The organism is Pseudomonas sp., assembly GCF_037994325.1.
Lineage (GTDB): Bacteria > Pseudomonadota > Gammaproteobacteria > Pseudomonadales > Pseudomonadaceae > Aquipseudomonas.
Map to the genome: position 1 here is coordinate 1 of NZ_JBBNAH010000683.1, position 19293 is coordinate 19293.

At 62.1% G+C, this 19293-nt stretch carries 15 protein-coding genes and 2 pseudogenes; 15 read left to right on the forward strand and 2 right to left on the reverse strand.

Annotated features, from left to right (window positions below):
• From AAAB16_RS22580 to AAAB16_RS22590, 3 genes and pseudogenes are all read left to right on the forward strand, one after another.
• Positions 1–344: pseudogene (locus AAAB16_RS22580) on the forward strand (aromatic acid/H+ symport family MFS transporter); the annotation flags it as partial.
• A 24-nt stretch (positions 345–368) separates the two neighbouring features.
• Entirely contained in the window at positions 369–1631 is a 1263-nt protein-coding gene (locus tag AAAB16_RS22585; RefSeq protein ID WP_340665358.1) for a gallate dioxygenase, read from the forward strand.
• A 101-nt stretch (positions 1632–1732) separates the two neighbouring features.
• On the forward strand, positions 1733–2980 hold the full coding sequence (locus tag AAAB16_RS22590) for an OprD family porin (RefSeq protein WP_340665359.1): 1248 nt from the start codon (positions 1733–1735) through the stop codon (positions 2978–2980).
• Positions 2981–3001: 21 nt separating this feature from the next.
• On the opposite strand, the gene AAAB16_RS22595 is transcribed toward AAAB16_RS22590, so the two are convergent.
• On the reverse strand, positions 3002–4201 hold the full coding sequence (locus AAAB16_RS22595; protein ID WP_340665360.1) for a LysR family transcriptional regulator: 1200 nt from the start codon (positions 4199–4201) through the stop codon (positions 3002–3004).
• A 174-nt stretch (positions 4202–4375) separates the two neighbouring features.
• Here AAAB16_RS22595 and galB point away from each other — a divergent pair, with 174 nt between their 5' ends.
• The 5 genes from galB to AAAB16_RS22620 are packed head-to-tail and all read left to right on the forward strand — an operon-like array spanning position 4376 to position 9563.
• Positions 4376–5119, forward strand: coding sequence for a 4-oxalmesaconate hydratase (gene galB / locus AAAB16_RS22600; RefSeq protein WP_340665361.1), 744 nt, complete (start codon positions 4376–4378; stop codon positions 5117–5119).
• An 11-nt stretch (positions 5120–5130) separates the two neighbouring features.
• Positions 5131–5847, forward strand: coding sequence for a 4-carboxy-4-hydroxy-2-oxoadipate aldolase/oxaloacetate decarboxylase (locus AAAB16_RS22605; RefSeq protein ID WP_340665362.1), 717 nt, complete (start codon positions 5131–5133; stop codon positions 5845–5847).
• Positions 5848–5849: 2 nt separating this feature from the next.
• Positions 5850–6947 carry a 4-oxalomesaconate tautomerase gene (locus AAAB16_RS22610; protein WP_340665363.1) on the forward strand — a complete coding sequence of 366 codons (1098 nt, stop codon included), beginning with the start codon at positions 5850–5852 and terminating at the stop codon, positions 6945–6947.
• A complete protein-coding gene (locus AAAB16_RS22615) occupies positions 6944–7834 on the forward strand; it encodes a DUF1932 domain-containing protein (protein WP_340665364.1) in 891 nt (296 codons plus the stop codon). The genes AAAB16_RS22610 and AAAB16_RS22615 overlap by 4 nt, the downstream gene beginning before the upstream one ends.
• A gap of 37 nt (positions 7835–7871) precedes the next feature.
• On the forward strand, positions 7872–9563 hold the full coding sequence (locus tag AAAB16_RS22620; RefSeq protein WP_340665372.1) for a tannase/feruloyl esterase family alpha/beta hydrolase: 1692 nt from the start codon (positions 7872–7874) through the stop codon (positions 9561–9563).
• Between the two features lie 342 nt (positions 9564–9905).
• On the opposite strand, the gene AAAB16_RS22625 is transcribed toward AAAB16_RS22620, so the two are convergent.
• Entirely contained in the window at positions 9906–10799 is an 894-nt protein-coding gene (locus AAAB16_RS22625) for a LysR family transcriptional regulator (RefSeq protein ID WP_340665365.1), read from the reverse strand.
• A 133-nt stretch (positions 10800–10932) separates the two neighbouring features.
• Between AAAB16_RS22625 and AAAB16_RS22630 the strand changes: the two genes are divergently transcribed.
• The 7 genes and pseudogenes from AAAB16_RS22630 to AAAB16_RS22660 form a co-directional block, all read left to right on the forward strand.
• Positions 10933–11961 carry a hypothetical protein gene (locus tag AAAB16_RS22630; RefSeq protein ID WP_340665366.1) on the forward strand — a complete coding sequence of 343 codons (1029 nt, stop codon included), beginning with the start codon at positions 10933–10935 and terminating at the stop codon, positions 11959–11961.
• A gap of 131 nt (positions 11962–12092) precedes the next feature.
• The gene (locus tag AAAB16_RS22635; RefSeq protein ID WP_340665367.1) at positions 12093–13121 is read left to right on the forward strand and encodes an AraC family transcriptional regulator ligand-binding domain-containing protein; all 1029 of its coding nucleotides are present in this window, start codon (positions 12093–12095) and stop codon (positions 13119–13121) included.
• A gap of 251 nt (positions 13122–13372) precedes the next feature.
• Positions 13373–15241: a DUF1302 domain-containing protein gene (locus AAAB16_RS22640; protein ID WP_340665368.1), complete on the forward strand. Its 1869-nt coding sequence runs from the start codon at positions 13373–13375 to the stop codon at positions 15239–15241.
• 75 nt (positions 15242–15316) lie between these two features.
• Positions 15317–16684 (forward strand): DUF1329 domain-containing protein, encoded by a 1368-nt coding sequence (locus AAAB16_RS22645; protein ID WP_340665369.1) that lies wholly within the window; start codon positions 15317–15319, stop codon positions 16682–16684.
• A 66-nt stretch (positions 16685–16750) separates the two neighbouring features.
• Complete coding sequence (locus AAAB16_RS22650; RefSeq protein WP_340665370.1) at positions 16751–17737, forward strand: Ldh family oxidoreductase; 987 nt, start codon at positions 16751–16753, stop codon at positions 17735–17737.
• 322 nt (positions 17738–18059) lie between these two features.
• Positions 18060–19088 (forward strand): LLM class flavin-dependent oxidoreductase, encoded by a 1029-nt coding sequence (locus AAAB16_RS22655; RefSeq protein ID WP_340665371.1) that lies wholly within the window; start codon positions 18060–18062, stop codon positions 19086–19088.
• A 1-nt stretch (position 19089) separates the two neighbouring features.
• Positions 19090–19293: pseudogene (locus AAAB16_RS22660) on the forward strand (pyruvate carboxyltransferase); the annotation flags it as partial.

Sequence of the window (19293 nt, forward strand, 5' to 3'; positions counted from 1 at the left end):
TGTTTATCGTGCTGCTGGGTGCTTTCAGCCTGGAGTCCAGTCTGTTTGCCTTGGTGGTGGTGGCCGCAGGTTTCTGCATGAGCGGCGCGCAGACTGGGTTGAACGCCTTTGCGCCGGGTTACTACCCGACCGATTTTCGCGCCACAGGGGTGAGCTGGATGCTGGGCATTGGCCGCTTCGGAGCGATCTTCGGTTCGCTGATTGGCGGCGCGATTCTAAGCTTGGGCTTGAGCCTGCCGCTGCTGTTCGCGGTGTTGGGCCTACCGGCCTTTATCGCGGCGCTGGCGATATTGGCCAACGGCATCGCCCGTCGCCGTGCCAACCCTGTGCTGGTCACGCCATAACTTTCACTTATTCAGGAACACCCCATGGCACGCATTATTGGTGGCCTTGCCGTCTCCCACACGCCGACCATCGGCTTCGCCGTCGACCACGACAAGCAGCAGGACGCGGCCTGGGCGCCGATCTTCCAGAGCTTCGAGCCGATCAAGTTGTGGTTGCAGGAAAAGCAGCCGGATGTGCTGTTCTACATCTTCAACGACCATGTGACCTCGTTCTTCTTCGATCACTACGGGGCGTTTTCCCTGGGAGTGGATGAGCGATATGAAGTGGCCGACGAAGGCGGCAATCCTCGTGATCTGCCGGCGGTAGGCGGCCATGGGGCGTTGTCTCGGCATATTGGCCAAAGCCTGATGGCGGATGAGTTCGATATGAGCTTCTTCCGCGACAAGCCGCTGGACCATGGCTTTTTCTCGCCGATGTCGGCCTTGTTGCCGTGCGAGCCTGAGTGGCCGGTGCAGATCGTGCCGCTGCAGGTTGGCGTGTTGCAGTTCCCGATTCCCAGCGCCAAGCGTTGCTACAAGCTGGGCCAGGCATTGCGTCGGGCGATTGAGAGCTACCCCAAAGACCTGAAGGTGGCCATCGTCGCCACTGGTGGCGTGTCGCACCAGGTGCATGGCGAACGCTGCGGCTTCAATAATCCGCAGTGGGATGCCGAGTTTATCGAGCTGCTGGTCAATGACCCCGAGCGACTCACCCAGCTGACCCACGCTGAATACGCCACTCTGGGCGGCATGGAAGGCTCGGAAGTGATCACCTGGCTGATCATGCGCGGTGCGTTGTCGGCCTGCGTCGACAAGCTGCACCACGGTTACTACCTGCCCTCCATGACCGGTATCGCCACGCTGTTACTGGAAAGTCGCGATCAGCCGCTGCCGGTGGATATCAATGCGCGCCATCTGCAGCACATGGGTCACCAACTGGCTGGCATTGAAAAACTCGAAGGCACCTATCCCTTTACCCTGGAACGCAGCGCCAAGGGTTACCGCCTGAACAAGTTTCTTCATCGCATGATCGAGCCGGCCTGGCGTACCCGCTTTCTGGCCGAGCCCGAAGCGATGTTTGCCGAGGCCGGGTTGAGCGAGGAAGAGTGCGATCTGCTGCGCCGCCGTGACTGGCGTGGGTTGATTCAGTACGGGGCGATTTTTTTCGTACTGGAAAAGCTCGCCGCAGTAGTCGGCGTGCCCAACCTGGCGGTGTATGCCGCCATGCGCGGGCAAAGCCTGGAAGACTTTATGCAAACCCGTAACCAGCAAGTGCTGTACTCGGTCGCCGGTAAAACGCCGAGCTGATAGCCAGTCCGTACCACCCCAGCATCAGACCCGCCAGTTGCCCTCCAGCCAGGGCGACCGGCAACGCTTTGCCCAAAAAAATAAAACGGAGAACAACAACAATGAAAACCGCCCCTGACCGTCGTCACGTCATCGCTCTGGCCCTGGCCGCTGGCTTTCCCCTGCAGGCCCTGGCCGCCGGCTTTATCGAGGACAGCAGCAGCACGCTGACCCTGCGTAACTTCTACCTCAACCGCAACTTTGTCGGCGACACCAGCCAGGGCAAAGCCGAAGAGTGGACGCAGAGCCAGATCTGGGATTTCAAATCCGGTTTTACCCAGGGCACCGTGGGGTTTGGTGTCGATGCCCTGGGCTTGTACAGCCTCAAGCTCGACGGTGGTCGCGGCACCGCCAATACCCAGTTGCTGCCGGTACACGATGGCGGCAAACCGGCTGATGACTTCGGTCGTTTGGCCGTTGCCGGCAAGGCGCGGATTTCGAAAACCGAGCTGAAGGTGGGCGAGTGGAGCGCGGTGTTGCCGATCCTGCGTTCGGACGACGGCCGCTCGTTGCCGCAAACTTTTCAGGGCGCGCAGATCACCTCAAAGGAGATCGACGGGCTGACCCTGTACGGCGGCCAGATGCAAGGCAACAGCCCGCGTAATGACGCGAGCATGGAAGATATGTCGCTGTTCAACCGCAGCGCCTATAAGTCGGATCGCTTCAACTTTGCCGGCGGCGAGTATCGCTTCAACGGCGACCGTACCCTGGTTGGCCTGTGGTCCGCCGAGCTGGAAGATATCTACCAGCAGCAGTACCTGCAGCTGCAGCATTCGCAGCCTGTGGGCGACTTTGTTTTGGGCGCCAACCTCGGCTACTTCTGGGGTAAGGAAGATGGCAGCGCGCTGGCCGGCGACCTGGACAACCGCACCTTCTCCGGGATGTTCTCGGCCAAATACGGTGGCAGCACCTTTTACCTCGGCCTGCAGAAAGTCATGGGCGATGACGAGTGGTTCCGGGTCAACGGCACCAGTGGTGGAACGCTGGCCAACGACAGCTACAACTCCAGCTACGAAAGCGCCCAGGAGCACTCCTGGCAATTGCGTCACGACTATGACTTCGCCGCCCTGGGCGTGCCTGGCCTGACCCTGATGAACCGCTATATCTCCGGCGATAACGTACACAACAGCAGCACCGACGATGGCAGCGAATGGGGCCGTGAAAGCGAGCTGGCGTACACCGTACAGAGCGGCACGTTCAAGAGTTTCAACGTCAAATGGCGCAACTCCAGCATGCGCCGCGACTGGGGCAGTACCAACAGCTTTGACGAAAACCGGCTGATCATCAGCTATCCGTTCAAGCTGCTCTGACCCTTGCTGGCAGCGAGCGTGTCAGGGTTTGGGACGCTCGCTGATCACCTGGCGAATGGTCTGCATCAGCGCGTCGGCGACGGGCGAGTGCAGGCTGGCGCTCCGGTAGGTCATGCCGATGGCGCGGGTGGTGCGCTTGAGTTGCACCGGTAGCACGCACAGGTCACCGGAGGTGATTTCCAGTTCCAGCTGGTGGGTGGACACCACGGCGAGCATGTCCGAGCGCATCAGCAGGCCACGAATGATCGCCAGGTCGCCGCTCTCCACCACCGGCCAGGGCGGCGCCATGCCAGATTCGACAAACCGCGTATCGAGCATCTGCCGGGCCGGCGAACCGGCGCGGGGCAGCACCCAGCGGGCGTTGGTCAGCTCCTCGCGGCCCAGCGCGACGCCGCGCAGCGGATGGTCGTGGCGGGCCAGTACTACCATGTCTTCAGTGAGCAGTGGCTCGCCGGTGAGGTCGCTGGCGTAGGTGGCCGAACGCAGCGCGCCAAACACGAAATCGATATCGCCGGTACGCAGTTCGGTGGCCAGCAAGTCGAACGGACTTTCGTTGGTGATTACCTGGATGCCGGGGTGTTGCAGGGTCAGCCGCACTATGGCTTCCGGCAGAATGCTGGTGCGGCCCAGGGGCAGGGCGCCGACATGCACCACGCCTTTGAGGGCGCCGCGCATGGCGCTGAGATCGGTCTCCATATGGCGCAACTCATTCAGCGCGCGCCGGATCGGGAAGACCATTTCCTGGCTCGCCCGGGTGGGTTGCAGGCCACGCGGCGTACGCTCGAACAGCGGCACGGCGCAGCCGCCTTCGAGTACTTTCAGCGCCGAGCTGATGGCCGGCTGGCTCAGGCCGAAATGGCTGGCCACGGTTTGCATATGGCGGGTTTCGCAGAGTTTCACGAACACCTGCAGGCGGCGGGTCTGGAACAGGTACAGCGGCTCTACTTTGCTGGTGCCCAGCAGCGCGGGCACGCTGGCCAGCTCATTCAGCACCCGCAGGGCGCGGGGCAAGACCCGTTCACCGTAATTGGTCAGGCGCATCCCGTTGGCATGGCGTTCGAACAGCGGCACATTGAAGCGCGCTTCCAGTTCCGATATCGCCCGGGTGACCACCGATTGCGCGCGAAACAGCGCCTCGGATGCCTTCGACACACTGCCCAGTTCCGCCACGCGAACAAAGGCCCGCACCTGCATCAGGTTGATCAACTCATCCGTCGACATTGCGCTAGCTACCTCGGCAAACCTCGTGGTGGCGCGACTATGAGCGTCTTAGGTGCAGCGCGCAATAAGAAAAAAGCATACCCGCAACAACTGAACGCATTACTCGCCCGCGCGCCCCGATGAGATTCTTCGCGGTAACCCGGAATGGGAAAAATGCCGCAGGAGTTCCGCGCAATGACTGACCTAAAACAACAGCAAAAAGCCGCGCTGATTGTCAGCGCCCATTCAGCCGATTTCGTCTGGCGCGCTGGCGGCGCCATTGCCTTGCACGCCCAGCAGGGCTACGCCGTGCATATCGTTTGCCTGTCCTTTGGCGAGCGGGGCGAGTCCGCCAAGCTGTGGCGCAAAGGCGAGATGAGCGAAGAAAAAGTCAAAGTTGCCCGCCGCCAGGAAGCCTCCGCCGCTGCCGAAATCCTCGGTGCCTCGGTGGAGTTCTTTGATATCGGCGACTATCCGATGCGTGCCGACAAGGACACCCTGTTCCGCCTGGCCGATGTATTCCGCCGCGTGCAGCCGGAGTTCGTGCTCAGCCACTCGCTGAAAGACCCCTACAATTACGACCATCCGCTGGCCATGAACCTGACCCAGGAGGCGCGCATCATCGCTCAGGCAGAAGGCTACCGGCCGGGCGAGAAAATCGTTGGCGCACCACCGGTGTACAGCTTCGAACCGCACCAGCCGGAGCAATGCGAATGGCGCCCGGATGTGCTGCTGGATATCACCGAGGTGTGGGACAAAAAGTACGCCGCCATCCAGTGCATGGCCGGCCAGGAACACCTGTGGGAGTACTACACCCGCGTGGCCTTGCAGCGTGGTGTGCAGGCCAAGCGCAATGTCGGCATCGCCTCCCCCCGCAACATCCTGTACGCCGAGGGCTACCAGAGCATCTTCCCGCGTGTGACGGAGAACCTGGCATGAGTGGCTTGGGCATGAACAGTTTGATAGGCGCCACCGGCCTGGTGGTGCGCAATATTCCCCGCGCCGATGCCGGCCTGATCGAACAGCTGGGTCGCTATGGCGTCGCCACCGTACACGAAGCCCAGGGCCGCAAGGGCCTGTTGGGCACCGCACTGCGGCCGATTCAACAGGGCGTGGGCATCAGCGGTTCGGCAGTCACCGTGCTGGTTGCTCCCGGCGATAACTGGATGTTCCATGTCGCCGTCGAACAGTGCCAGCCGGGCGACATTCTGGTGGTAGCGCCAAGCTCGCCCTGCACCGACGGTTACTTCGGTGACCTGCTCGCCACTTCGCTGAAAGCTCGCGGCGTGCGTGGTCTGGTTATCGACGCTGGCATCCGCGACAGCCAGACCCTGCGGGATATGGGGTTTGCCGTGTGGTCCAGCGCCATCAATGCCCAGGGCACAGTCAAAGAGGTGCTGGGCTCGGTGAACCTGCCGCTGTTGTGCGGCGGGCAATTGATCAACCCCGGCGACGTGATGGTTGCCGATGATGATGGCGTGGTGGTGGTTCGCCACAACGACGTGCCGCAGGTTGCCGAAGCCACGCGCAAACGCGCCGATCTCGAAGAGCAAAAACGCCTTCGTCTGGCCAACGGCGAACTTGGACTGGATATCTACAACATGCGCCAACGCCTGGCAGAAAAGGGGCTGCGCTATGTCGACAGCCTGGAAGAGTTGGATCACTGACCATGAGCCAGACCCGTATTCCCTGTCTGCTGATGCGTGGCGGCACCTCCAAGGGCGCGTACTTTCTTGCCAGCGATCTGCCCAGCGAGCCGGCCCTGCGTGATCAGGTGCTGCTGGCTGCTATGGGCTCGCCGGATAGACGCCAGATCGATGGCATTGGCGGTGCCGACTCGCTGACCAGCAAGGTCGCCATCATTCAGCAATCCACCCGGGCCGACGCCGATGTCGATTACCTGTTTGCCCAGGTGCTGGTGGATGAGCCGCGGGTGGACTACGGGCAGAACTGCGGCAATATCCTCGCCGGTGTCGGGCCCTTTGCCATTGAACGCGGCCTGGTGATGGTGGCCGGCGCTACCACCGCGGTACGGATTTTTATGCAGAACACCGGGCAGATTGCCGTCGCCCAGGTACCCACCGAGAACGGTGCCGTGCGCTACAGCGGAGAGGCGCGCATCGACGGCGTGCCAGGCACGGCCGCGCCCTTGCTGATCGCCTTCGACGACGTGGCCGGCTCCAGCTGCGGTGCGCTGCTGCCCACCGGTAACCTGATTGAGCGCTTCGACGGCATCGAAGTGACCTGCATCGACAACGGTATGCCTGTGGTGCTGTTGCGCGCCGAAGATCTGGGCTGCAGCGGTTACGAAAGCCATGAACAGCTGGACGCCGATTTCGAGCTGAAGGCGCGGCTGGAGTCCATTCGCCTGCAAGCCGGGCCGCGCATGAACCTTGGCAACGTAAGCCAGCGCAATGTGCCGAAGATGTGTCTGGTGTCGGCGCCTCGCAACGGCGGCAGCCTCAACACCCGCTCGTTTATTCCTCACCGTTGCCACTCGGCAATCGGCGTGTTTGGTGCGGTGAGTGCGGCAACCGCGTGTCTGTTGCCGGGCACTGTCGCCAGTTCGGTGGCGCGCTTGGGCGCGGGCGAGGTGCAGCGTCTGTCGGTGGAACACCCCACTGGCGAGTTCACCGTGGAAATTACCCAGCACGATGGCGAGATCGTCAGCAGCGCGCTGATGCGCACCGCCCGCTTGTTGTTCGACGGCATGGTCTGCGTGCCGACCCTGATCTTCAATGGCGCCACGCCAGGAGCCACGCTATGAAGTTGCAACGCGTCAGCTTGATCGGTTTTGGCGAAGCCGGCGGCATTCTCGGCCATGACCTGGTGGCACGCGGTGTGGTGGTGCATGCCTATGACCATGGCATCCACGACCCTGCTCGCCGCGAGACATTGCTGGCCAGGGCAGGGCAGGCCGATGTGCAGCTGTTCGACTCGGCACCTGCGGCCGTGGCCCACGCACAGTTGGTGATCAGCGCCGTGACAGCGGCCAGCGCCTTTCAGGTGGCCCGCGATATCGGTCCTTATCTGCACAGCGGCCAGGTGTTTATGGACATCAATTCGGTAGCGCCGGCGACCAAACAGGCCGCCGCCGAGGCCCTCGATGCCTTTGGCGTGGCTTATCTGGATGCTGCGGTAATGGCGCCCGTGCCACCCAAACGCATCGCCACGCCGATTCTGTTGGGCGGTAGCGGGGCGCTGGAGTGGCAGACGCTACTGGCTGGCGTGGGCTTTGACAGCAAGGTGGTAGCTGCCGAAGTGGGCGTGGCATCGGCGATCAAGATGTGTCGCAGCATCATGATCAAGGGCCTGGAAGCCTTGACCAGCGAATGCCTGAGTACGGCCCGTCAATATGGTGCCGAGGCGCTGGTGCTGGATTCCCTGCACCGCAGCTTTCCTTCCATGGGCTGGGACGCGCAGCAACCGCATTATCTGATCAGTCGCGTGGCTGAACATGGGCTGCGCCGCGCCGAAGAGATGCATGAAGTAGCCAAGACTGTCGCCGATGTCGGCCTACAGCCCAGCATGAGCGAGGCCATCGCCCATACTCAACGGGCGTTGGTGGAGGCCATGGCGGCTCGCGGCATTGCCTACCGCGAACCCTTTGTCTGGCAGGCACTGGTGGATGAGTTGTACCCATCTTTTTTTTAAGGAAATAGTTATGCGTGGTTGTATGGCGTGGTTGGTGATGGCCGTAGTTCTGCTGGGACCGGCAAGCGCCTGGGCAGGGGTGGGAAACGCTGTAGTCAAACCGGTGGCCGCGTGTGCCAGCCTGGCCAGTGTCGATCTGAGCGATATCGCTGGCCAGGGCAGCCGCATTAGCAGCGCCAGTGACACCCTGAGCAACGGCATTGCCGTCTGCACCGTGCAAGGCACTCTGGCGCCGAGTATCGGCTTTACCGTGCTGCTGCCCACCCAGACCTGGACCCAGCGCTACCTGCAAGTGGGCTGCGGTGGCCTGTGTGGACGTATATCCCTGGAGGTCGGCGCCGCCGAAGGTTGCACGCCTTTGACCCACGGCGAATTCGCCATGGCGGCCACCAATATGGGCCACCAGGACGGCGACGAAACGTTTGGCGACGATGCGCAAAAACGCGCCGACTTCGCCCACCGCGCCGTACACCTGACGGCGGTGGCGGCGAAAAAGCTGATCCAGCAGTTCTACGGCCAGCCGCAGCAGTACGCCTATTTCACCGGCTGCTCCGACGGCGGACGTGAGGCGCTGATGGAGGCGCAGCGTTATCCGCAGGACTTCAACGGCATTATTGCCGGCGCCGCAGCGCTCAACTTTCAGGTGCAGAACGGCCTCTATCATCCTTGGCAAGTTCGGGCCAACCAGGGCCCGGACGGCAAAGCCATTCTGCTGGCCGCGCGTCTGCCGCTGTTGCACCAGGCTGTGCTGAAACAGTGCGATGCCCTCGACGGACAGACCGACCAGCTATTGACCGACCCGCGCGCTTGCCACTTCGACCCTAAGGTGCTGCTCTGCGCCGATGGTCAAGCCGCTGCCGGCTGTTTCAGCACGGCCGAAGTGGCGGCGGCCCAGCGTCTGTATGACGGGCCGCGGGACAGCAAAACCGGCGCACGCTTGACCGTTGGCGGGCCGCAGCCTGGTTCCGAACTGGCCTGGGCCGGCGTATTCGTACCGGCCAGTGCCGAGCAACCGGTAATGAGTCAAATGATCGCCCTGCAAGCGCTACGTGGCGTGTTGTTCGAACACAACCCGGCGAGCAGCTTCAGCCTGGCTGATCTGACCTTTACGACCAGCACCTTCGAGCGTTTGCGCACCTTGCACCCGCTCTATGACGCCACCAATCCGGACCTGTCTGCCTTCGAGGCGGCGGGTGGCAAGCTGATTCTTTGGCACGGCTGGGCCGATCCGCATATCTCGCCGCTGAACACCATTGCCTACCACCAGGCGCTGCAGACGCAAATGGGCGAGTCGCGCAGCCAAGGTTTCGAACGCCTGTATCTGCTGCCCGGCGTGTATCACTGTTCTGGTGGTGAAGGCCCTAGCCAGTTGGATTTACTCACGCCGATGCTGGCATGGGTCGAGGCAGGCCAGGCGCCGCAGGCGATCACCACCACCCAGGCCAGCGCTGATCAGCAACACGCTCGCGGCTTTGGCGCGCCGGTTGGCGTTAAAGGCCCGCCGCCAGGGCAGGGCAAACCACCCATGGGGCCGCCGCCGGTGTTCGACACGGCCAACCAGGGCCGAACCCGTCCGGTTTACCCCTATCCGCTGGTGGCCGTTTACGACGGCCATGGTGATCCCAAACAGGCCAGCAGCTACAGGCCCGAGCGCTCGCCGGTGGCAGAGAGCAACGTGCAGTGGCTGGGGGCGGATTTCTTTACGCCCTACGCGCCGTCGCAGCGCTAACGAACTGAGTGGGGACTGCGCGTCAGTCAGAGTGACCGTTCTTTTATCATCCGCGAAACCTAATTACTCGGTAATGGGCTACAGCCTTGTGGATCTCGCCGCGTCCGGTGGCAATGCTGAGTTGGTAGAATTGGTGGAATTGGTGGAATTGGTGGAATTGGTGGAATTGGTGAAAGGTGCAAGTCAGTAAACTTGAAAAGCCGGCATTGCCATCAGCTCGTGATACGTCCGCTTCTGGCCGTTTGCTGCCGGTCACGACGGGCCGCTTCCGGCCAAAAGCGGGCCTTCCATCGTGTCAACGCTCGCTATCTATCGCGCAAAAGCTCGACGGTCTTCGGGGCCTTATTCACCCCCCAGTTGCTCCACGACCTGGTCGACGAAACTGCGCAATTTGGGCAGCACGCGTCGATCGCCCGGAATCAGAAGGTGCACGGGCAGGGCGGGTGCGTCGAAGTCTGGTAGCAGGCGTATCAGCCGTCCGCTTTGAATATCCTCGGTCAGCATCATCTCCGCGCCCATGATGATGCCGATACCTTCGCGGGCGGCCGCCAGTTGGGCGCGGCTGTCGTTGACTTGAAAGCGGTTGCGCACCTGCGCCAGGTGCAGAATATCCCCGGCCATGAATGGCCACTCTCTGGCCGGTGGGCGAGCTGCATAGGTGAACCCCAGGCAATCGTGGTCGGCCAACTCGGTGGGCGTGGTCGGGGTACCGCGGCGCTGGAGGTACTGCGGTGCTGCACAGGCGATCAGGCGATAGGGCTTGAGGCGACGCGATAGCAGGCTGGAGTCAGCCAGCTCGCCGATACGAATCACGGCTTCGTAGCCTTCGTCGATCAGGTCCACGACGCGGTCGCTGAGGGTCAGATCGATCTGCACCTCGGGATAGGCATTGAGGTAGTCGGCAATCACCGGCATCAGGCAGTACGTGCCAAAGGTTACCGGCGCATTGATGCGCAGACGGCCGCGCGGGGCGCTGTGCTGTGTGTGGGCAATCGCGTCGGCGGCCTCTACTTCTGCCAATACGCTCTTGCAGCGCTCGTAATACTGACGCCCCAGTTCGGTCAGGCTCTGGCGGCGTGTGGTGCGGTTCAGCAAGCGGGTGCCCAGCCGCTTTTCGATGTCATTGACGTGTTTACCGACCATTTGCGCGGACATGTCCAGCGCTGCCCCTGCGGCGGCAAATGACCCCAAGTCAGCAGCTTTGACGAAAACGGCCATGCTTTGCAGGCGGTCCATAACGGCTCCAGTTAAATACGAGGGCAGGGGGTGATTCGAAACCCTGGGTTTCGGCAGACTATGCTCGGCGTCGATTTATCGCTTGGCAAGCCTTCAATATCATGGCGTCCATCTTTCCCCATGGACCACGCCGATGAACTCCCCCGTTATTGCCCTGATGGGCACAGGCCCCCTGGGCTTGTGGACTGCCGCCGCGCTCGCCGGCGACGACACCTTGCAGCACCTGCATATCCGCATGGGTAACACCCGTGGTCAGGCGCCGGCCTGGGTGCCGCCGGCCGTACAGGCGGCGTTCGAGCAGGGGCGCCTCAGCTGGCATGCCTTCGATGCGATGGAGGCGGCCAGCGTGCTGACGTTCACCCAGGGCGCCAGCGCGATCGTGCACAGCGCCATTCCCGATTACCACGAATGGCTGAGCAAACTGCCCGTCATTCAGCGCAATGCCATCGACGCGGCATTGGCTCACAAGGCCCGGCTGATCTGCGCGGATAACCTCTACGCCTACGCCGCGCCGGTCAATGGCCCACTGACGGAGGCGCAGGCGGAAATACCGCCGAGTAGAAAAGGCCAACTGCGCAAAGACATGCTCGATTTGATGCGCCGTGCGCAACGCGAACATAGCCTGGTGTGGATCACGGTGCAGGGCTCGCAGTACTTTGGGCCCGGCGCTGGCGGGCAAAGCGTGTTTGGCGATTGGTTTATCGGGCCGGTGCTGGCCAACAAGCCGGTGCGTTTTGTGGGCAACCCGAGCCTGCCGCACGCCTGGGCGTATGGGCCGGATTTTGGCCGAGCAATGGCGCTGCTCGCGGTGACGGCCCGCAGCGAATTGCTCAACCGCCCCTGGATCTTGCCGCATGCCACGCACCTGCCGGCGTTCGAACTGGCACGTCTGTTGTTTGCCGAACTGGAGCGCCAGGGCATGCTGCCGGCAAACGCACTACGCAAAGCGGTCGCCGTGCCGGCGCTGGTATTGAAGGTGCTGGGCTGGTTCAACCCGGTGATCAAGGCCCGCGAAGAAATGCTGTACCAGTTCAATATGCCGTGGGAGGCGAGTGGGGCGCACTTCAGCAGCCTGACCGGGCTGGTGGCGACGCCGCTGCCTATTGTCATCGAACAGACCGTGGCGTTCTGGCAGGCAACCAAGGTAAAGACCGCGTTATAGCGGGTGTCCGCCCTTGCCCTGCTGTACGCAGATGGCGTTGAGGGCCGCTTTTTGCCTATCCGTCGGAGCTCTTTTACTATGGGCGCATGCCTACAAATTCTAAGAAAACTCCTACGCTGGCGGCCGCGCCCGTGTCGCTGAAGGCGCTGGTTTCATTCGTTCCGCTGCCCAGTTGGATCAAGGCCGCCGCCCGTTGCGGTTTTTCCATCAACACTGTGTTGAACGAGGTAGGTATCGAGCTGGGTAACAACCCGGCCAGTCAGGTCACCATTACCCTGGAACAGTCGCGTCGTCTGATTGAGGCGTGTGTGCAGCGTGCTCAGGGCGAGCATTTCCCCTTCATGTTCGGCGAGGCGTTTTCGTTCGATTCGGTGCCCGAGATCGAGACGTTTATCGCTACCGGCTCCAGCTTGCGCGACACCATGCGGGTGTTTGATTGGGTGCGCGAGTTGATGAGCCAGGCCCTGCGCGTCAGCCTCCACGAAGCGGACGACTACGCGCAGCTGCAGATCCATATGGGCCGCAGCAGCAATACGCCCGGCCCGACCATGTACTTCACCGAAGCCTGGCTGGCCTCGGTATTTCGCCTGACCCATTCCCTGCTCGGCCCCAATCAGGTGGAGCGGGTAATGGTTCGCCACGCGCCGCCGCCTCATGTCGAGGCCTATCGGCGTTTTTTTGCCTGCGAAATCCTGTTCAGCCAGGCAGTGGATGCGTTGGTGTTGCGTCGCGAGTTGCTGGACCGGCCGCTGCATGGCGCCTTTCCCCAGCTCAATCGCCAGGCGGAGGCGCGCATTGCCCAGCGCATGTCGCAGTTGGCGCTGCGCAGCGGCCTGGCCGGGCAACTGGAGCGGCTGTTTCTCGACAAACCGATATTGCTCAGCCAGGGCATAGAAGAAAGTGCCGCCGTGCTGGGCATCCATGTGCGCACGCTGCAACGGCGTCTGCAGGAGGAGCAGCAAAACTTTGCTGATCTGCAGGGCCTCCTGCGCTATCGCCTGGCGTGCTTGCTGTTGCGCGAAACCAACCTCGACCTGGAAGTGATCAGCGAGCGCCTGGGGTTCTCCGAGCGACGCGCCTTCACCCGTGCCTTTGGCCGCTGGGCCGGGCAATCGCCCAGCGCCTATCGGCAAGCGCCGGACGCGCCGATTCCCAGCTGAGCACTTGAGTCGCCGGCAGGCTGACCGAACGCCGCGTTTGCCCGGCGTTGTCCTGGCCTGCCGCCTGAGCCGGCGTTTCCCTCAGGTTTGATCCAGATCAGCCCCTGTCGTCCAAAGTACCCTGCGCGTCGCCATCTGTCCTAGTGGCACTTTTGCCCGGCCTCTATCGTCCCCCCACGTTCTGCCTCGCCCCTGCGTTGGGCGTCGAGCAGGCGTGCCTTGCATGCGTTTTTGCGAACCAGGAGTGCCGAATGACAACAACAAAACGGCCCGGATTTTTTCCACCGAGCACATTGGCCATGGCAGTTGCGTTGGGCTTCAGCGCCCACGCACATGCGGTGAACTTCAACATTGGCGAGATCGAGGGGCAGCTGGACTCTTCGCTTTCGGTCGGTGCCAGCTGGGGCACCGACAAGATCGACCAGGACCTGGTTGGGATCAACAACGGCGGCCGTGGCTTTTCCGCCACGGGTGACGACGGCCGCCTGAAATACCAGCGCGGCAAAACCTTCTCGAAGATTTTCAAGGGCATTCACGACCTTGAATTGAAGTACGGCGACAGTGGCGTGTTCGTACGCGGCAAGTACTGGTACGACTTCGAACTCAAGGATGAAGACACCCAGTTCAAGCCCATCGACGAGCACAACCGCAAGGAAGGCGCGAAGTCATCTGGCGCGCAGGTTCTCGACGCTTTCGTCTACCACAACTACGCCATTGGTGATCTGCCGGGCAACGTGCGCCTGGGCAAACAGGTGGTGAGTTGGGGCGAAAGCACCTTTATCGGTAACTCGATCAACAGCATCAACCCGGTCGACGTCTCGGCGTTTCGTCGCCCTGGCGCCGAGATCAAGGAAGGCCTGATCCCGGTGAACATGCTCTACCTGTCGCAAGCGGTCAGCGACAACCTCAGCGTCGAAGGTTTCTACCAGCTTGAGTGGGACCAGACCGTTACCGATAACTGCGGCACCTTCTTTGCCTCAAGCGACGTGGTAGCCGATGGCTGCGACCTGAATAACCGCGTGGGCAGCCCTGCCATTGCCCCGCTGGAGCCGATTGCAGCGGCCAACGGCATTGGCTTTGACGTCAATGGTGAGGGCGTTGCCATTCCCCGAGGTGGCGACCGTGATGCACGCGATTCGGGGCAATACGGCATTGCCCTGCGCCTGCAGACTGAAAACGTCGATTACGGTCTGTACGCCATGAACTACCACAGCCGAACGCCGTTTGTGTCGACGCAGACCGCCTCGGGCCTGGTGGGCAAAACCGGCGCGGTGGCGGCGGGGGTCTGTGGCAGCCAGGGGTTACCGGCCAACTGCCTGGGCAACCCGGCAGTACCGGCGACCATTCGTGCCCAGCTGGCAGCGCTCACCAGTGGCCTGATGCAAAGCGCGGCATTGGGCAATGGCCAGTATTTCTTCGAGTACCCCGAAGACATCAAATTGTATGGCTTGAGCTTCTCCACCACTTTGCCCACCGGTACGGCATGGTCTGGCGAATTCAGCTACCGGCCCAATGCGCCAGTGCAGTTGAACAACGTCGATACCGCGCGTGCGCTGCTCAATCCGCTGGCCGGCGGGCTGGCCTCGCCCATCGCCTCCAGCGAGGGTGCTTACAACAAGGGCTACAACCGCAAGGAAATCGCCCAGCTGCAAACCACCTTCACGCACTTCTTCGATCAGGTGATGGGCGCCGAACGCCTGACCCTGGTGGGCGAGGTGGGGTACGTGCATGTCGGCGGCCTAGAAAGCACCCATGAGCTGCGTTACGGCCGCGACGTGGTGTTCGGTACGCCCGATGACCCGGTGCAGAACGCCGCCTACGGCAATGAAGGCTTTGTTACCCGCGACGCCTGGGGTTATCGCGTGCGCGCGATCTGGGACTACAACAACGTCTTTGCTGGCGTGAACCTGCGGCCGAACGTGTCGTGGTCGCATGACGTCGACGGCTACGGCCCCAACGGCTTGTTCAACGAAGAAGCCAAGGCCATCAGCGTCGGTGTCGATGCCGACTACAAAAACACCTACACCGCGAGCCTGGCGTACACCGACTACTTCGGCGGCGAATACAACTCGCTGACCGACCGCGATTTCCTGGCGCTCAGCGTCGGCCTGAACTTCTAAGCAACGCTCCTTGAACCGTTGCGCCAGGCCATGGACGGCTTGGTCGGCGGCGCATCCGTAAATGAGGAACAACCCATGCACACAACAATAAAATGGCTCGGCGCCTTGAGTGTTTCCCTGTTGGCCTTGAGTACCCAGGCCGCTGTTTCTCCCAGTGAGGCGGCCAAGCTCGGCAGCACGCTGACACCTGTAGGCGCGGAAAAAGCCGGTAATGCCGATGGCAGCATTCCCGAGTGGACGGGCGGTCTGAGTACCAGCGCGGCGCCACTGCTGGACGGCGGGTTTGTCGGCAACCCCTACGCCAACGACAAGCCGTTGTTCACCATCACCGCGAAAAACCTTGCGACTTACAAAGACAAACTGACTCCCGGCCAACTGGCCCTGTTTGCCCGTTACCCGGACACCTACCTGCTGCCGGTATACCCCACCCGGCGCAGCGCGGCGTTGCCGCAAAAAATCTATGACGCGGCGAAGATCAGCGCGCTGAAAACCACCCTGGTCGAAGGCGGTAGCGGTCTGAACAACTTCGCTGACAGCCGCTATTACGCCTTCCCCATCCCGCAGAACGGTCTGGAAGTGATCTGGAACCACATCACCCGTTATCGCGGTGGTAGCCTCAAGCGCAGCATCGTCCAAGCTGCGCCGCAAACCGATGGCAGCTATGCGCTGGTCAACTTCGAAGACGAGGTGGCAATGCCCGATGCCTTGCCGGATCTGGAGCCCGACAAAGCCGCCAATATCCTCTTCTTCTACAAGCAGCGGGTAACCGCCCCGGCGCGCCTGGCCGGCAATGTGTCGCTGGTGCACGAGACCATCAATCAGGTGACCGAACCGCGTATGGCTTGGGTCTATAACGCCGGCCAGCGCCGGGTACGCCGGGCGCCGCAGATTTCCTATGACGGTCCGGGCACCGCTGCCGATGGCCTGCGTACCTCCGACAACCTAGATATGTTCAACGGCGCACCGGACCGCTACGACTGGAAGCTGATCGGCAAGCGCGAGCTCTACATTCCGTACAACAACTTCCACCTGGCCTCGCCCGAGGTGAAATACGCCGACATTCTCAAGGCCGGGCATATCAACCAGTCCCTGACGCGCTATGAACTGCATCGGGTGTGGGAAGTGGAAGCCACCCTCAAGCCGGGCGAGCGCAACATCTACGCCAAGCGCCGTTTCTACCTGGACGAAGACACCTGGCAGATCGCCGAATCCGAGCTGTACGACGGCCGTGGCCAGTTGTGGCGCGTCGGCGAGGCGCAATCATTCCTGCAATACGACAAGCAAGTGCCGGGCTATGCCTTGGAAGCGCTGTATGACGTGGTGGCTGGGCGCTATATCGCCATCGGCATGAACAACGAAGAAAAGGCCACCACCCAGATCGGCGTCAAGGTGTCCGCTAACGACTTCACCCCGACCGCGCTGCGCAACGCTGGCGTTCGTTAGACCCGTTTTGCTGCTGTCGCGTCATCGTGCGCGGCGGCAGCGTTTTTATCTGTTTGGAGAACCCACATGAAACTATCTGTAGCCCAGGCCCGTGCCCTGGTGCAGGCCGCGATGGAAGCGGTAGGCCATAGCGCTGCCGAAGCGGCCGTGATTGGTGATCACCTGATCGATTGCGAGCTGCGTGGTTTGTCCTATGGCGGCTTGCCGCGCGCCCTGTCCGTGATCGAGCGGATCAAGTCCGCCACCGAGCCGAAGCGGCCCATCAAGGTGCGCCGCGAATCGCCGGTGTCGGCTTCCATCGATGGCGGCGACCAGGTGGGTTATCTGGTGGCGCAGCAGGCCACCGACATGGCCATCGCCAAAGCCAAGGCCAGCGGCATCGCTGTGGTGGGCGCCAACGAGACTTGGTACACCGGTATGTTTTCCTACTACCTGGAGCAGGTGACCCGGGCCGGGTTCGTCGGCCTGATCGCCGGCAGCGGCGGGCATATCGTCGCGCCTGCCGGTGGCACGGAAAAACGCTTCGGCACCAACCCGATTGCCTTTGGTTTCCCTGCGCTCGATACGCCGATCATCTGGGACATCGGCACCTCCAGCATCATGCTTGCCGAAGTACTGCTGGCGATGCGCCTGGAGCAGCCGCTGGCAGAAGGCCGCGCCTACGACAGCCAGGGGCAACCCACCACCGACCCGGCGGCGGCATTGGGCGGTGCGTTTACCGGTTGGGGCGGGCACAAAGGTTCCGGGTTGGCGCTGGTAGTGCAACTGCTGGGCATGCTCACCGGGGCGGCAGCAGCGCCTGATGGGTTGCGCGATTGCGGCTTCTTCCTGCTGGTGATCGACCCGAATCTGCTCAGCGACCTGGACGACTACAAGCAGCGCGTGGCCGCCTACGCCGACAGCCTGCGTGCCACTCGGCCGCTGGACCCCAACCTGCCGGTGCGCGTGCCGTTCGAACGCTCCGCTGCCGAGCGTGCCAAGCGCCTGGCCGCCGATGAAATCGTCGTCGACGATGCCGTGCATAACGCCTTGATCAAGATTGCTTCGCTCTGAGTCGACGCTTTGGCAGATAAATGCAGGGTTGCGTGTAGCCAGTTTGCCCACTTGTTTCATCCCCCGGCAGTTGCCGCCAACCGATGGTTCGCCATCGGTTTTTTTTGGCTTAAACGACAGCACCTGTAGGAGCCAGCTGGCTCCCACGAAAAGTCGACAGAGTGATTGTCGTCGAATGTCCCCTTGGCGTCGCTGTCGGTCCTAGTTGGGGGAGAGGGCGGTTCTTATAGTCCTGCTCACATGCTGCTCCCACGGACGGCAGAAGATGAGGCCGCCGAAAGCGCCTCACTGAATAAAAACCGACACAGCTGCAGAGGCATTTATGGTCAAGATTTTTACAGTGGACAGTCCCTTCGCCCCCGGTATGCCTGGCGTCGCCACCCTTGCGCAACAGGCGCAGAAGTGGGACAGCTCGCAAGTGATCGATTATGTCTTGTGCGGTTATTCCTCCCTGTGGCCACACAATTTCATCACCTCGTCCTATCTGTTTTCCCTGACCAAGAAGGTCAAGCTGATCGTCGCCCACCGCCCAGGTGTGATGCACCCCGCGGCGGCAGCTCGGGTGTTCGGTACCATGGATTTTCTCGCTGGCAGCGGCCGTCTGGCGATCAACTTCGTCACCGGCTCCTCGCCCAAGGATGTGCATCGCGAAGGCGATTACGCCGACAAGCAAACCCGTTACGAACGCGCCAGCGACTATGTAGCCCTGATGAAGCGCGCCTGGAGTGAACCAGCGTCGTTCGACTACGAAGGCCCGTTTTACAAGGCCGAAGGCGTGCGCCAGCTGATGAAGCCACAGGCCGGGCATGTTCCGGTATTCATGGGCGGCGACAGCGACGAAGCGGTGGCGTTCGGCGCCGAACACGCCGACACCTATATGCTCTGGGGCGAGCCGCTGGCTGGCACCCAGGAGCGCATCGAACGCGTTACCCAGGCCGCTGCTGCGTATGGTCGCCGTCCGGAATTCTCCCTGAGCCTGCGCCTGTTCATTGCCGACACCGACGAGCAAGCCTGGGAGCTGGCTCGCGCTGCCGAAGACACCATCCTCAAGGCCCAAGGCACCAATCGTTTTGCCCGTTCGGCCACCACCGACCAGTCGGTAGGCAAGCTGCGCCAGATGGCCACCGCCGATGAAGAAGTACACGACGACTGCTTCTGGACCGGCCTGGTCAAACTGCTTGGCGGTTTCGCCAACTCGGCAGCCCTGGTCGGCACCCCGGACCGGGTACTGGCAGCGTTGAAGAAATACCGCGCCCTGGGCGTCGATGCCTTCCTGATTACCGGTGGTGTTGATGGCTTGTGGGAGCCGTCGCTGGAGCCATTCCTGGTGCGTGTGAAAAAGGAACTGTGAGATGAGCCAGGTGCATATCCGTGATGTGTCGCCGCGCCTTACCTTTCAATTTCAGCCGGCCAGTACCGAGCAGAAGGTGGAGTTGGTGGACCGGCTGATTGCCGCCGGACTGCCGGCCATTGAGGTGTCCTCATTCGTACACCCGAAAATGGTGCCGGGCCTGGCCGACGCCGAGCAGGTGTTTGCCAAGATCAGTCGCCCGGCC

Excerpts from the sequence above, each read along its gene's own strand:
- AAAB16_RS22585 (WP_340665358.1), top strand. The coding sequence starts at position 369 with ATGGCACGCATTATTGGTGGCCTTGCCGTCTCCCACACGCCGACCATC.
- AAAB16_RS22590 (WP_340665359.1), top strand. The coding sequence starts at position 1,733 with ATGAAAACCGCCCCTGACCGTCGTCACGTCATCGCTCTGGCCCTGGCC.
- AAAB16_RS22595 (WP_340665360.1), bottom strand. The coding sequence starts at position 4,201 with ATGTCGACGGATGAGTTGATCAACCTGATGCAGGTGCGGGCCTTTGTT.
- galB (WP_340665361.1), top strand. The coding sequence starts at position 4,376 with ATGACTGACCTAAAACAACAGCAAAAAGCCGCGCTGATTGTCAGCGCC.
- AAAB16_RS22605 (WP_340665362.1), top strand. The coding sequence starts at position 5,131 with ATGAACAGTTTGATAGGCGCCACCGGCCTGGTGGTGCGCAATATTCCC.
- AAAB16_RS22610 (WP_340665363.1), top strand. The coding sequence starts at position 5,850 with ATGAGCCAGACCCGTATTCCCTGTCTGCTGATGCGTGGCGGCACCTCC.
- AAAB16_RS22615 (WP_340665364.1), top strand. The coding sequence starts at position 6,944 with ATGAAGTTGCAACGCGTCAGCTTGATCGGTTTTGGCGAAGCCGGCGGC.
- AAAB16_RS22620 (WP_340665372.1), top strand. The coding sequence starts at position 7,872 with ATGGCCGTAGTTCTGCTGGGACCGGCAAGCGCCTGGGCAGGGGTGGGA.
- AAAB16_RS22625 (WP_340665365.1), bottom strand. The coding sequence starts at position 10,799 with ATGGACCGCCTGCAAAGCATGGCCGTTTTCGTCAAAGCTGCTGACTTG.
- AAAB16_RS22630 (WP_340665366.1), top strand. The coding sequence starts at position 10,933 with ATGAACTCCCCCGTTATTGCCCTGATGGGCACAGGCCCCCTGGGCTTG.
- AAAB16_RS22640 (WP_340665368.1), top strand. The coding sequence starts at position 13,373 with ATGACAACAACAAAACGGCCCGGATTTTTTCCACCGAGCACATTGGCC.
- AAAB16_RS22645 (WP_340665369.1), top strand. The coding sequence starts at position 15,317 with ATGCACACAACAATAAAATGGCTCGGCGCCTTGAGTGTTTCCCTGTTG.
- AAAB16_RS22650 (WP_340665370.1), top strand. The coding sequence starts at position 16,751 with ATGAAACTATCTGTAGCCCAGGCCCGTGCCCTGGTGCAGGCCGCGATG.
- AAAB16_RS22655 (WP_340665371.1), top strand. The coding sequence starts at position 18,060 with ATGGTCAAGATTTTTACAGTGGACAGTCCCTTCGCCCCCGGTATGCCT.